The sequence below is a fragment of the Flavobacterium sp. N502540 genome, from assembly GCF_025947365.1.
Lineage (GTDB): Bacteria > Bacteroidota > Bacteroidia > Flavobacteriales > Flavobacteriaceae > Flavobacterium.
The window spans coordinates 620,153-634,667 of the sequence record NZ_CP110012.1; the positions used below are offsets into that span (position 1 = coordinate 620,153).

The 14,515-nt window shown below is 33.6% G+C and carries 14 protein-coding genes; 5 read left to right on the plus strand and 9 right to left on the minus strand.

What is annotated here, in order from left to right:
- The first annotated feature begins 291 nt into the window (after positions 1 to 291).
- From OLM58_RS02800 to OLM58_RS02820, 5 genes are all read left to right on the plus strand, one after another.
- Positions 292 to 1,692 (plus strand): tetratricopeptide repeat protein, encoded by a 1,401-nt coding sequence (locus OLM58_RS02800; RefSeq protein WP_264531120.1) that lies wholly within the window; start codon positions 292 to 294, stop codon positions 1,690 to 1,692.
- A gap of 67 nt (positions 1,693 to 1,759) precedes the next feature.
- Positions 1,760 to 3,481: a tetratricopeptide repeat-containing sensor histidine kinase gene (locus tag OLM58_RS02805; protein WP_264531121.1), complete on the plus strand. Its 1,722-nt coding sequence runs from the start codon at positions 1,760 to 1,762 to the stop codon at positions 3,479 to 3,481.
- A gap of 10 nt (positions 3,482 to 3,491) precedes the next feature.
- Complete coding sequence (locus OLM58_RS02810) at positions 3,492 to 4,160, plus strand: response regulator (RefSeq protein ID WP_264531122.1); 669 nt, start codon at positions 3,492 to 3,494, stop codon at positions 4,158 to 4,160.
- Positions 4,161 to 4,327: 167 nt separating this feature from the next.
- Positions 4,328 to 4,495: a hypothetical protein gene (locus OLM58_RS02815; protein WP_157495921.1), complete on the plus strand. Its 168-nt coding sequence runs from the start codon at positions 4,328 to 4,330 to the stop codon at positions 4,493 to 4,495.
- Between the two features lie 132 nt (positions 4,496 to 4,627).
- Entirely contained in the window at positions 4,628 to 5,431 is an 804-nt protein-coding gene (locus OLM58_RS02820) for an endonuclease/exonuclease/phosphatase family protein (protein WP_264531123.1), read from the plus strand.
- A 1-nt stretch (position 5,432) separates the two neighbouring features.
- On the opposite strand, the gene OLM58_RS02825 is transcribed toward OLM58_RS02820, so the two are convergent.
- The 9 genes from OLM58_RS02825 to OLM58_RS02865 all read right to left on the minus strand — a co-directional run bounded on the left by OLM58_RS02825 (position 5,433) and on the right by OLM58_RS02865 (position 14,476).
- Positions 5,433 to 6,692, minus strand: a complete 1,260-nt coding sequence (locus OLM58_RS02825) for an asparagine synthetase B (protein WP_264531124.1) — start codon at positions 6,690 to 6,692, stop codon at positions 5,433 to 5,435.
- 338 nt (positions 6,693 to 7,030) lie between these two features.
- Positions 7,031 to 7,696 carry a response regulator transcription factor gene (locus OLM58_RS02830; protein WP_264531125.1) on the minus strand — a complete coding sequence of 222 codons (666 nt, stop codon included), beginning with the start codon at positions 7,694 to 7,696 and terminating at the stop codon, positions 7,031 to 7,033.
- A 114-nt stretch (positions 7,697 to 7,810) separates the two neighbouring features.
- Positions 7,811 to 8,602 (minus strand): sensor histidine kinase, encoded by a 792-nt coding sequence (locus OLM58_RS02835; RefSeq protein ID WP_264531126.1) that lies wholly within the window; start codon positions 8,600 to 8,602, stop codon positions 7,811 to 7,813.
- A gap of 1 nt (position 8,603) precedes the next feature.
- On the minus strand, positions 8,604 to 9,104 hold the full coding sequence (locus tag OLM58_RS02840; RefSeq protein WP_264531127.1) for a hypothetical protein: 501 nt from the start codon (positions 9,102 to 9,104) through the stop codon (positions 8,604 to 8,606).
- A gap of 144 nt (positions 9,105 to 9,248) precedes the next feature.
- Positions 9,249 to 9,626, minus strand: a complete 378-nt coding sequence (locus OLM58_RS02845) for a hypothetical protein (RefSeq protein ID WP_264531128.1) — start codon at positions 9,624 to 9,626, stop codon at positions 9,249 to 9,251.
- 137 nt (positions 9,627 to 9,763) lie between these two features.
- A complete protein-coding gene (gene dnaB, locus OLM58_RS02850; protein ID WP_202704264.1) occupies positions 9,764 to 11,308 on the minus strand; it encodes a replicative DNA helicase in 1,545 nt (514 codons plus the stop codon).
- Positions 11,309 to 11,447: 139 nt separating this feature from the next.
- Positions 11,448 to 12,401, minus strand: coding sequence for an acetyl-CoA carboxylase carboxyltransferase subunit alpha (locus OLM58_RS02855; protein WP_017498443.1), 954 nt, complete (start codon positions 12,399 to 12,401; stop codon positions 11,448 to 11,450).
- A gap of 112 nt (positions 12,402 to 12,513) precedes the next feature.
- On the minus strand, positions 12,514 to 13,401 hold the full coding sequence (locus tag OLM58_RS02860) for a DMT family transporter (RefSeq protein WP_264531129.1): 888 nt from the start codon (positions 13,399 to 13,401) through the stop codon (positions 12,514 to 12,516).
- Positions 13,388 to 14,476: an LptF/LptG family permease gene (locus OLM58_RS02865; RefSeq protein ID WP_026110191.1), complete on the minus strand. Its 1,089-nt coding sequence runs from the start codon at positions 14,474 to 14,476 to the stop codon at positions 13,388 to 13,390. The genes OLM58_RS02860 and OLM58_RS02865 overlap by 14 nt, the downstream gene beginning before the upstream one ends.
- Positions 14,477 to 14,515 lie beyond the last annotated feature (39 nt).

Below are 14,515 nucleotides of genomic sequence, written 5' to 3' on the forward strand. Positions count from 1 at the left end.
ATTATCTTTACTTTTTTTCTCCTCACATCCTGCCAGAAAAAGACTTCAAATACCCCAAAACCAAGAAATACAACATCTGAAGTTAAACAAACAATCCTTACCGCAAATCGCTTTTATGATCATAAGGAATTTGATAGTGCCTTTTTTTACTATAACAAACTAAGGTCGATTTGCAACCCAATTACGGACTCCCAAAACTACATTAGTTCTCTGAACCGTATGGCAGAGATACAGCAAGATCACGCGGATTATACAGGCAGCGAAAATACTATTAAAGAAATACTGCCTTATTTGAAACATGCGAAAAACCAATCGCAAATATGGCGCACTTATGTTATTTTAAGCATCAACTACTTAAATACGTACGATTATAAGAATGCTATACTTTACAACCAAAAAGCCTTACAGTTACAAACAAAAGAGTGGCAAAAACTAGCGGCAAGAAATAACATCGCAGTTATTTTAATGGAAGAAGGAAAATACAATAAGGCTCTCCAGATCTTTCTGTCTTTGACAACAAAGAAAGAAGTTCTTAACAATGATGAGTTTCAAGGGAAAGCGCTAGACAATATTGGATTCTGCTACTTTAAAATATACAATTCAGATAAGGCTCTGTATTATTTCCAAAAAAGTCTTGAAATAAGGCAAAGAAAAAACCGTCCTTTTGATTTAGGCAAAAGCTATCTTCATTTTGCAAAATTCTACGAAAAAAGCAATCCTGCACTAGCAAAAAAGTTCATGTTGTTAAGCTATGAAAATTTCACTGCTGCAAATAGTGTAGAAAGCAGAATATCCTCACTGGAACTGCTGATTAAAAATACTTCTGATCAGGAATTAAGAAAATATGCTACAAAGTATGTAAATATAATAGATAGTATATTTGAAGTAAGACAGAAAGTAAAAAATCAATTTGCAAGAATCAAGTACGATTCAAAAAGAGAGCGAGAAGAGAATTTAAAACTAAAATCTCAAAAAATCGAAAATGAATTACAAATAGAAAGACAGGAGAATAGAAATATTATGTCTTACATCATAATTCTTGTGGCATTAAGTTTAGTAGTAACCCTGTATTTTCATCTCACATCTCGTGCGAATCGACAAAAGATCGAAGCAACTTATCAAAGTGAGACCCGTATTTCAAAGAAACTGCATGATGAACTGGCAAACGATGTTTATCATACTATGGCATTTATCGAAAACAAAAATCTCTCTATAGAGAAAAACAGAGAACATTTATTAAAAAACCTAAGAGATATCTACACGCTAACAAGTGATATTTCAAAGGAAAACTGCCCGCTTGTTGCTAATAAAGACTATGCTGTTTCTTTAAACGAAATGATCTCTGAATTTAATAATACCGAAACAAATATTCTAACTAAAGGTTTAGATACAATTTTATGGAGTGAAATCAAAAAAAATAAAAAAGTAGCAGTATACAGAACTATCCAGGAATTGTTAGTCAATATGAAGAAACATAGTTCCGCAACCTCAGTCGTTATAACTTTCAAAAAAACAAACAAAAACATACTAATTATCTACGTCGATAACGGTAAAGGTATTGATGCAAATCAAATACTTTTGAAAAATGGTTTAAACAATATCGAAAATAGATTTTTTGCTATAGATGGCTCTATTGAAATCGATTCTTTTCCTGACATGGGATTCAAAGTTTTTATTAAATTCCCTATATAAGATGAAAAAATTGACATTTACATTCTTATCAAACAAGAATATTACAAACTGTTTAATAAGCTTTCTAATGATCTTAAGTATAATTTTTTGCTTAGAATCCTGCTCAAAAAAAAGAGATACGAAATCTAAAAAAACAGATCATACCTGGGAAGTAAAAAGATTAACAGCTATTGCTGACAGGCAATATGAAGAAGACAAACTCGATAGTGCTTTTCACAACTATAATAAAATCATACTACTCGCTGATATTAAAAACAACACTGTGGATTATGCAGATGCCCTAATCGCGATGGGATATATTCATCATGCGCAAGGTGATTATATCAATAGTGAAGCCGTTACTACAAAAATTTTACCTCTTCTCGCACATTTGAAAAAAACAAGATTTGCCTGGAATGCTTATAATATTCTGGGGTTAAATTATCTTGCTACCAAGGATTATGACAATGCGCTTTTTTATCTAAAAAAAGCTTTAGCCCTAAAAACAAACCCATGGAGACAACTTGAAACTTTAAGCAATATCGGCCTTATTTATATAGAACAACACAATTACAAGAAGGCAACAGACCTCTATCTTCAAATTACAACACAGGGATATTATGCCGCTAAAAAAAAACAGCATACTCTTGATGCTTATGATTATACTGAATATGCAACCATGATAGACAATTTGGGATTCTGTTTATTTAAACTGAAAAACCCTCAGGCCTTAGTCCATTTCAATGAAGCATTGGAAATAAGATTAAAAGTAAAAAGTTATGAAGCATTACCCTTTAGTTTTAATCATCTTTCCGAATATTATTTATCAAAAAAAACAGCCCTATCCAACCAATATGCAAACATGGGGTACAAGGCGGCTTGCAAAATAAACTCTTTCGGAACCAAAAAAAAATCCCTAAAACTTTTAATAGCAACCAGTACCGCAAACGACTTGAAAAAATACGCCAATGCTTACATCAAACTTATCGATAGTATGTCCGTAACTCAAAAAAAAACGAAAAATCAATTTTCCCTAATTAAATACAATCTCAATCAAAGCAAAGAAGAAAATTTACAACTTAAAATTCAAAAAGCGGCACACGAACTGCAACTAGAAAAACAAAAAAACAGATCTATAATTTCATACGTTATCATCCTTGTGGTCACCATGATATGCATACTGACATTTATGCACTTACGCACGAAAAACAGAAAAGAAAAAAAATATGCAGTTCTCGAAAGTGAAATACGAATATCAAAAAAGCTAAGCGACGAATTAACGGATAATATGTATCAAATATTAGATTTCTCATCAAATGCCAATCTCAATCACGAAGAAAATAAAATAAAATTACTGAATGATCTCACCACAGTCTACTCCAAAACAAGAAATATTTCAAAGGAAAATAGCTCGATTGTAACAAATGAGAACTACAGTATCGCTTTAAAGGAGATGATTTCCGGATTTAAAACACCCGATTTACATATTATTCTCAATGGTTTTGATGCAATTATCTGGAATGAACTTGAAAAAAGCAGAAAAATTATACTTTACAGAATCCTTCAGGAGCTCTTCGGAAACATGAAAAAGCACAGTCAGGCAACATTAGTTAGTCTTACTTTTAAAAATTTTGAAAAAAAAATAGTTGTAACTTACAGTGACAACGGGGTCGGAGCCTATAACCGATCAATAATTTTAAAAAATGGACTACAAAATGTGGAAAACCGTATTAAAACCATAAATGGAAATATTATTTTTGACTCCAATTCTAAAACAGGTTTTAAGTTAAGTTTCAATTTCCCCAAATAAACAAAATAATATGTTCAAAAAAGTTTTAGTTGCCGAAGATTTAGACAGTATCAGCATTGCCGTAATTCAAGCACTTGAAGAACTAAACGTTCCCGTAATTGACCATGTCAAATATTGCGACGATGGATTAAATAAAGTAAAAAAAGCTATTATGGATAACGAACCATATGATTTATTAATCACTGATTTGTCATTTAAAAAAGATCATCGCAAAACTATCTTAAATGGTGGCGAAGAGTTAATCGAAGCGGTTAATGAAGTTCAGCCTAAAATAAAAAAGATAGTATTTTCTATAGAAGACAAATCTTATCGCATAAAATCTCTTTTTTATGATTTAGGCATTAGTGCTTATGTTTCTAAAGGGCGTAATAGTATCGTCGAATTAAAAAAAGCGATTGAAGGAACTTTTAGAAATGAAGAAAAAATACTTTCTTCTGATTTGTCTTTTAGTTTCAACGAAAAATCATTGTTTGAAATTGAATCGTACGACATTTCAATCTTAAAACTTCTGTCTCAAGGTTATATTTTAGACAACATATCAAACGAATTTAAAGCGACTTCGATCACTCCAAACGGAACCAGCAGTATCGAAAAACGCATTAATAAACTAAAAATTTATTTTAAGGCAAACAACAATGTGCATTTAATTGCTATTGCAAAAGATTTTGGACTGATTTAATTTTTAACTGATTTTACGGTTTCCCGTAAGGAAATGTTTTTTAATAAATCTATTTTTGTCTGTAATCTATTAGTCAACTAATGAAAATCAAATACAAAAATAGCTCTAAAAGAAATTTTCTACAGATTTTTGTTTCGAAGATTAATACAACTAAAAACAAGATCATAATGAAAACAATGTTGCTTTGTCTTTTTCTATCCTTAAGTTTTGCTTTCGTTTCTGAAAAAACAGGATGGCTGGAAGTAGATTGGAAAATTATTTTTATTCCGGCTCTGCTTGTTCTGCAAATCATTATAATTGGTACTGCTCTAAAAAACAGGTATAAAAAGCATTAATCTTAAATTTATTGATGCTGAAATTTCAATGAGAATCTTTTTTAAGACAGATTCTCATTGAAACTAAAAACAGAATTCGACCAAACAGTAATCGAATTTTGAAATGCCTATATTTGAATTTTTAAATACAGCATGAAATACTTATTAAGTCTTACTTTCTTCCTTTTTACTGTTCTTACGTACTCACAAACTAAAATTCTATCCTGGAATATTGAGAACTTAGGAAAATCAAAATCAGAATCAGAACTGAATTTCATTGCAAATACTGTTCTTGCTTATGATATTATCGCCATTCAGGAGGTTGTTGCGGGATATGGCGGTTCGCAGGCTGTTGCTAAACTTGCTACAATTTTAAACAATAAGGGATCAAAATGGGACTACACCATAAGCAATCCAACAAGTGGAAACAGCTATAAAACAGAACGATACGCTTATATATGGAAAACAAGTAAGGTAAAGTTAAAAGGAAACGCCTGGCTGGAAAAAAAATACCATTCAGAAATTGATCGTGAGCCATATCTGGGCACTTTTGAAATCAATAAAAAGAGCATTACTTTAGTCAATTTTCATGCTATCACTAAGAAGAAGCAGCCTGAGACGGAGATCAAATACTTTAAATTTCTGCCTGAACAATATTCCAATTTAAATTTGGTATTTGTTGGTGATTTCAACTGCCCGCAATCTCACTCTGTATTTACTCCATTAAAAAAAATGGGATACCATTCTACTTTACAGAATCAAAAGACTACTTTAAAACAACAATGCAAAGAGACTGTTTGTCTGGCATCAGAATTTGATAATATTTTTTATCACAAAAAGTCAGTAAACTATATAAACTCCGGTATTGTTTCGTTCTATAAAAACTTTAATTCGCTTCAGGAAGCCCGTAAAATATCCGATCATATTCCAATCTGGATTGAATTTTCACTGAACTAGATTATGTTTTCAGCTTTTTCTTTCTTGCAGCAGGAAACAAAACATTATTTAAAATGAGACGGTAACCCGGAGAGTTTGGGTGTAAATCTAAAACGGTAGGCGGATCTCCAACCTGATGCTGAAAATCTTCAGGATCATGTCCCCCAAAAAAAGTAAACATCCCTTTTCCTTTCTCTCCATGAATGTATCTTGATTCTCCATTCAATTCACAAGTCCCCATAATCAGGACATTTGATTTTATCAAATCGGTATCAAATGAGGTCGTCTGCCCCATAAATCCTTTTACTAATTGTGTATGATTTTGGCACAACATACTAGGAATTGGGTCCCATTTTGCGGAAAACTCCATTAAAGAAAAATAATCTTTCTCCATAGGAATTCTACGTTTTGAGGTCATGTCAATATCTGAGAATTCATATACTTCCGGTCTTCGTTCCAAAGTAAAATTTTTAAAGGCAAATGAATTTCCGTAATTCAATTTTGACTGATAATTGGATTCACTGGCATCTCCATCAAACATGGCTTCACAAATATCAACTCCATCTGCCGAAAGTGCGATATCAAAACTATCTGTTGCAGAACACATGGCAAACATAAATCCGCCACCGATTACAAAATCTCTAATCTTTTTTGCAACTGCTCCTTTTTCCTGAGACACTTTAGGATATCCTAATTTTGCAGCCAGAGCTTCGGCATCTTTTTTTTGTTCAATGTACCAGGGTGTGTTTTTATATGCAGAGTAAAATTTACCATACTGTCCGGTAAAATCCTCATGATGCAAATGCAGCCAATCGTAAAGAAGCAACTGATCACTTAAAACCTCTTCATCGTAAATTGGCGTAAAAGGAATTTCGGCATAAGTTAAAACTAAAGTTACGGCATCGTCCCAAGGTTGTTTCCCTTTTGGTGTATAAACAGCAATTTTAGGTGCTTTTTCTAAAATAACAGATTCCATATTTTGGGAGGGACTTGAAATATCATTTAATATCGAAGCTTCCTCAGCATCTGAAAGAATTTCAAAACTTACTCCTCTAATTTTACATTCTTTACGGATTTCATCGGCATCCGGGAGTAAAAATGAGCCTCCGCGATAATTTAACAACCAACTTGCTTTATAGTCTCTACTTAAACACCAATAGGTAATTCCGTATGCTTTAAGATGATTCTGCTGTGTGGTTTCGTCCATCGGAAGTAAGATAAACGAAGCTTTTGCTGTGAATGAAAGTAGCAATATGAAAATATAAACTAAGCACTTCTTCATTAGAAAATTATTTTAGTAAAGATATAAAGGAACCTTCAAAAAACACAACAGTTGTTTCGCTTTTATAGGTAGACAAATGTTAAAAAAATACCTAAAAATAATTAAATACACGACAAAAATCACGTAGAAACACCTATTTTGCAAAAGCACATTATTCTTACATTTGCTCTCCCCGCGGCGTAAATTTAATCAATGAAAAAGACAAAGGCATGAAGCTTAATGATAGCAACCAAGAACCTAAGGGATTAAGTATGATACAAAAAATAGGAATAGTTATACTCGTGCTAATTATAATTTTATACTATGTACTCTCCATTCAATATTTAGCAAGCTTAGATTTACAGCGTTAAAACAGCGATTTCATTCTGAATCGCATATACTACCAGACCTGCAATATTCTTGGATTCTGTTTTAAGCAATAAGTTGTTGCGGTGCCCTTCTACAGTTCTGGGACTTAAGTAAAGATGATCTGCAATTTCTGAAGTTGTTTTTTGCTGGCAAATAAGCTGAAGTATTTCTATTTCCCGTTGTGAAAGAAAACCGGTTTCCAGATTACCTTTTGAAGTTTTAGTGGAGATAATAGTCTCCTGAATGGTTTGCAGTACGCTTTCATTGTAATAAAAACCTTTTTTTGCTACTTGATTGATGGTATGAATTAAATCTTTTGGAGTAGTATTTTTTATCAAATAAGCCACAGCTCCCACCTGAATCATATTGGCAATAAATGATTTTGTATCATAGCTCGTTAGCGCAATAATTTTAATTTCGGGAAATGATTTCCGGATAATTTTTGTAGCCTCGACACCATTTAAAATGGGCATTTTCAAATCCATGATAATAATATCAGGCTTGATCACGCTGTTGTCTAAATTTAACAGAAGTTCTTCTCCGTTTGATGCTTCAAAAATAATATCGATATTATCTTCTCTTTGCAATAAAAAAGAAATTCCTTTACGGAACAAAACTTCGTCATCTACTAAAGCAATTTTAATAGCGGCACTCATTTGATTTTTGTTTTTGGTCTTTTTGGTACACCGAAATTACAAAATATGAATCAGAAAAAAGTACTACAACCACAATATATTAGGCAAAAACCGAATTTATTGTCCTTTTTTAACCTAAAAAGTAAAAACTACGCTAATACCTTTACCAATTTCCGAATGAATTTCGATTGTTCCTTTCAAAAACGAAATACGGCTATCCATATTTTTCATACCCAATCCTTTCTGATTTTCGGCATTTTCGCTGTCAAAACCAATTCCGTTATCTTTATAATAACAAGTCTGAATCTCATTTTCTACTTTAAAATCAATCCAAATTTCGGTCGCTTTTCCATGGCGTAAAGAATTGTTCATTAATTCCTGCAGGATTCTAAAAATATGCAAATGTCGGTCAATATGATTCGAGTCAAAATCAATTCCATTATGATAATGCACTTTTACTGCCTTACAACTTTCAAATTCATCACAAAGTTCCCGGACTCCGGCATTCAGACCAAACTTTTCAAAAACCGGGGGCAATAAATTATGGGCAATTTTTCGGGAATTCTCTAATGCTTTTGCCGTTAGACTAATAATTGTATCCGTAATTTCATTTGTCTCCGCCTCTGTTAAATTGGGGGAGGTTAGTAAATGTGAATTTAATGAAACTATATTAAGCTTAGAACTGATGTCATCATGCAAATCCTGAGCGATTCTTTTTCGCTCTTCTTCCTGAGTAACAATAACCGCATGCAATTGTTCCTTTCGATATTGAATCTCCAAATCTCTTTTCTCTACTTCCTTCTGAATAATTTTCTTTCTTGAAAAATAAAAGAAGGCCACTAAAAAGAATGCCACAACCATAAAAAAACATGATGTGTACAGGATTATGGCAACTATCTCTTTTTCGTAAACCGGGCTTCCACTCATATCATACCTGATTATTAATTTTCTTTTTTGGATTAAAACTTACTTTCCATTCATACAAAATAAATAAATAAAACAACAGTACGAAAAAAGCATTTAGTCTCCATGTAAAATATTTTAAATCATCGCTTAATCCGAGGGTAAGATTACCCACTAAAAAAAGGACCGTACTCACTAACAAATAAGAAGACAATCCCACTGTAAAATAATAGTACTTCCTGTCATCGGTCAGCATATTGTAAAAATGCAACAACGCATATACAACGCTCAGCAAGGAAGTTGCTGTAATGGCGAACAAATTAAATTTAAAAAATTGTTCTGTATTAATCAAACACTGAATAGCCAAAACTAACAACATTAAAGTCAGACTCCAGTCGACAAATGTTTTTTGTCTTTTTAGTCCTAAAATTGATTTATAAAACAGTCCTAATAAAACCATTTGTCCAATAAAATAGGTGTTTACTAAGAGTAAATTTTCAATATGTAAACGGTATAACAGTTCCATTGTGAATTGAATAACACACAAAAACACGACATAAACTGTAAAAAAAACATTAGCTTTTTCCCGTAGGAAAAAGCTATATGTATATAAAATCAGGTTGAGTAAGAGTACAAAATAACCTGAATATATTAAAAAATTATCCATCAATTATTGATTCATTGGACTACCCGGGTCGGTGTATGGAGGACAAGGACGAGAAGCATCGTAAAGCACGTCTTCTCCGTCTCCGGCAGTTCTTGCTCCTGCTGCAGCTTGCTGTTTTTTGAAAACATCTACATAAACACCTGTTTTTGGGTCCAGTTTTGTCCCTACAAGCATTAAGTTTTGCTCTCCGGCATTATTAATCCCTACATAAGCACGCACAGCATCAATATCCTGATCTAACACCAACTTGATACTTTCTAACGGAATTAAATAAGCATCTACTTTTCCTTTACCTTCCTGAGACTTTCGAAATTTCCGAGCCCATTCCTGACCAACAGCCAAACTGACTTCAACTGATCCTAAATTCTTTTCTTCTGACATAATTTAAATTTGTTTTTGGGTTAAAGTTTAATTTATAATTGCTTTGCGCAATTGTTTAGCTAAACTACAGAATTTTCTAGGAAAAGTATTAATATAAAGACATAAAAAAAGCCTCAAAATGAGGCTAAATTGTTTTATTAAAACGGAACATCGTTATCGTCGTCGTCGTCATTTAAATTACTGCCAAAAGCTTCATTGGCCGAAGGCAGGCTTTTAGTTATAAAAGAATTATCGTCATGATTCATTTTTGATGGTAAATCGTCATAACTGCCTGAAAAATCATCAAGATTATCAAACTTTCCAAGATGTCCTAAGAATTTCAATCGAATGTTTTCGATACCCCCGTTACGGTGTTTGGCGATCATAATCTCTGCCTGACCTGCAGTTGGTGATGCTTCATCGTCATCCCATTCTTCAATTTTGTAGTATTCCGGTCGGTATAAAAACGAAACGATATCGGCATCCTGCTCAATAGCTCCAGATTCACGAAGATCCGAAAGCAATGGACGTTTACTGGATCCACGCGTTTCAACGGCACGCGATAACTGCGAAAGTGCAATTACCGGAACGTTTAGCTCTTTTGCCAGGGCTTTTAAGTTTCGGGAAATTGTAGAAATCTCCTGTTCACGATTTCCTCCTCCTTTATTATTTCCTCCGGCAGTCATCAGCTGCAAATAATCAATAATAATAATTTTAATTCCGTGCTGTGAAGCCAAACGACGGCATTTTGCTCTCAAGTCGAAAATAGAAAGCGAAGGTGTATCATCAATAAACAAAGGCGCTTTTTCCAGATCTTTTACTTTGGTACTCAACATTTCCCATTCGTGAGGTTCTAATTTACCGGTACGAAGTTTTTCTGATGACAATCCTGTTTCTGACGAAATTAACCTTGTAATCAACTGAACGGATGCCATCTCCAGAGAGAACAAAGCCACCCCATGTCCATACTGAATCGCTATATTTCTCGCCATTGAAAGTACAAAGGCCGTTTTTCCCATCGCAGGTCTTGCCGCGATAATAATTAAATCACTTGGCTGCCATCCCGAAGTCAATTTATCCAGATTATGAAAACCGGTTTCGACACCACTCAATCCTTCTTTTTTCGCAATCTCTTCAATCTTCTTTTTAGCCTGAAGTACTAAACTCTGAGCAGTTTCGGAACTACGTTTGATATTTCCTTGTGTTACTTCATAAAGTTTGGATTCGGCCTGATCCAGCAAATCAAACACGTCTGCCGTTTCATCGTAAGAGGCTTCGATAATTTCGGACGAAATTCGAATCAAACTTCTTTGAATGAATTTTTGAAGGATAATACGAGAGTGGAATTCGATATGCGCAGAAGAAGCAATTTTTTGAGTAAGCTGAATTAAATAAAAATCTCCTCCGGCTAACTCTAATTTTCCATTCTTCTTCAATTGGGCCGAAACCGTCAGCAAGTCGATTGGCTGTGTTTCGGTAAAAAGCTGAACGATCGCTTCAAAAATAAATTTATGTCCCTCTTTATAAAAAGCATCAGCCTGCAAAATATCAATTACATCATCAACCCCCTTTTTATCAATCATCATCGCCCCAAGAACAGCCTCCTCCAATTCAAGCACTTGCGGCGGAAGTTTTCCTTTTTCTAAATTAATAATTGTGGTTTTATCTACCTTTACAGGATTTACATTCTTGAAATTTTCCATATAGCGAAAGTAACAAAATTTAAAAAAAAATTGCTATTGAGTTATAACTATTAATTGTTTATAAATATGTTTTTTTGTTCATAACCAAAAAAAAATCCGAAACTGTAAGGCTTCGGATTTTAATTCATTTTGTAAGAATTTACTCTTTATACTCCCCCATCTTACTGTACTTGTCCATTCTTTGGGCAATCAGATCATGTGTTGATAAGTCTTTCAATTCATTATATCCTTTAGTGATGTACTCTGCTACTGTTTTAAAAGTAGTTTCGCGGTCGTAGTGCGCTCCACCTAATGGTTCAGGAATCACATCATCAACTAATTTTTGTTTTTTCATATCAGATGAAGTCAATTTTAAAGCATCTGCAGCACGTTCTTTGTACTCCCAGCTTTTCCATAAAATTGAAGAACAAGATTCTGGAGAAATTACAGAATACCAAGTATTTTCTAACATATATACTTTATCTCCCACACCAATTCCTAAGGCTCCTCCTGAAGCTCCTTCACCCACAATAATTGTAATGATAGGCACTTGTAAACGAACCATTTCGAAAATGTTTCTGGCGATTGCCTCTCCCTGTCCTCTTTCTTCAGCTTCAAGTCCCGGATATGCACCCGGAGTGTCTACTAAAGTTAAAACCGGAATTCCGAACTTCTCTGCCATTTTCATCAAACGCAAAGCTTTACGGTATCCTTCAGGGTTTGCCATACCAAAATTACGGTACTGACGGGTTTTGGTATTGAAACCTTTTTGCTGACCTACGATCATAAACGACTGTCCGTTTATTTTCCCTAATCCACCCACCATCGCTTTATCATCTTTAAAGCTTCTGTCTCCGTGAAGCTCTAAAAATGTATCTCCGCAAAGTGCTTTGATATAATCTAAAGTATAAGGTCTATTTGGATGTCTTGACAGCTGAACACGTTGCCAGGCTGTAAGGTTTTTGTATATTTCTTTCTTAGTTTGCTCTAATTTTTTGTTGATTTCCTTGCAGGTTGGTGTTACATCAACATCAGATTCTTTTCCAATTATGACACACTTTTCTAACTGTTCTTCAAGTTCTTTAATTGGAAGCTCAAAATCTAAATATTCCATGGATTTTTGAATTTTGTTTGTAAATCGAACCGCAAATATAAAAATATTATATCATTGGTTGAATTAAATCGTATTTAAAATATAAAAATGTAATTTAAAAATAAGGAAATTATTACACTTGTTTCTTGTTTTTATAATGTTTCAAAACACCGTTTAAGATAACGGTAATTACAATTATCAGGGCACCAATATAAAATTCTGTACTCATTTTTTCTTTTCCTCCAAGAATAAAATAAGCCAGCATAATTCCGTAAACAGGCTCTAAATTAGTCGTTAACATCACGGTATAAGGCGTTAATTTCTGCATCACTTTCACTGAAGCAGTAAAGGCATAAGCCGTACAAACCGAAGCCAAAACAAGCAATAAAGCCCAGTTGTTTAGTGACATTGTAAAAAAATCGGCAGTGAATTTCCCCTGTATTAAAAAATAAATTGAAATAAAGAAAACTCCGGCAGCAAACTCATAAAAAGTAATTACCGAAGGATCGTGTTCTGTTATTAATTTTCCGTTCATTAAAGTGAATAAAACCCCCAGAATAATAGCTGCTAATGCATAATACATTCCGTGCAGATACTTTACCTCGACCTGCATAATCAGTGCTAAACCGGCGATAATAATCAATCCGAAGAAAACTTCGTAGAATAAGATCTTTCTTCCGTAAAAAAGAGGTTCCAGTAACGACGCAAAAAATGCACCGAGCGAGAATATCGAAAGTGTTATAGAAACGTTGGAAACGTGTATTGCTCTAAAAAAGAAAATCCAATGAAGCGCAATCAGTAATCCCACAAAAATCAGTTTCGCAAAGGAAGTGGCTGAGATTACAAATGATTGTTTTTTGTACACGATAAATGCTGCCAGGAAAACTCCTGCAAGAAGCATTCTAAACCAGACCAAATTTTCGGCATCAATGGTTATCAAAGCACCCAGAATGGCCGTAAAACCCCAGATAAAAACAATTAAATGAAGATTTAAATAACTTTTTAAATTATCGTTTCGCATTACGTAATAGGTAAACCGCCAGGATTCCGAAAACAATATTCGGGAGCCAGACAGCAAATAAAGGTGAGAAAGCAGATTTTTCGGCTAATGTTCCGAATATTTTATCAAAGAACACAAATGAAAAGGCAATTGCAATTCCGATTGCTAAATTAGTCCCCATACCTCCACGGCGCTTCATCGACGAAACGGCCACAGCAATAATAGTCAGGATAAAAGCCGAAACGGGTACACTGTATTTTTTGTAAAGCACAACCAAATACATATCAATATTTCCTGAGCCTCTTTTGCGTTCTTTTTCGATAAAATCGATCAGTTTTCCAAGTGGCAGGGTCTCTGCGATGTAAACTACAGGAGTTAAATCGGCTAGTTCAAATTTGAAAGCAACTCTTTTCTCAGGACTTTTTTCTATCTGATCGTTTAATTCTCCAAGAGTTCTTTTGGTGTAATCATACAAAGCATAAGTCTTGGATTTAGGATCCCATTTGATGCGGCTGGCAGTAATTTTATAGGTCAGCTTTTCATTTTCGAAATGCTCTAATGTAAAATTAAAAGCCGTTTTAGACTCTTCATTAAAACTATTGACAAAAATAAAATCGTTATCATTAATCTGACGGTAAACATTGGTATTCTCGCCTCGCATTAACTGTTTTCCGTTTCCTTTCAGATAGGTATACCTAAAATTATTAAAACCTTCACTGGCAGCGGGAACAATAAAAAACCCCATTAAAAGCACAAAAACCGAAACGATCGAAGCCCCAATAATATAAGGTCTTAAAAAACGGGAAAATGAAATTCCGGAACTTAAAACGGCAATAATTTCTGTATTATTGGCCAATTTTGAGGTAAACCAAATTACAGATAAAAACAAAAAGATCGGAAATAAGGAATTCGCAAAATAAACCGTAAAATTGTAATAATAGATCGCAATTGCGGTAAACGGAATTTTATTTTCCAACATCTTATTCACCTTTTCAGAGACGTCGATTACAATTCCAATTGGAATAAATAATAAAATCATCACCGAGAAAGTGGCTAAATATCTTTTTAAAATATACTTATCTATTATCGTTAACATAGTAAAGTTTAATCGATTATTTGTTTAACCGTTTAACCG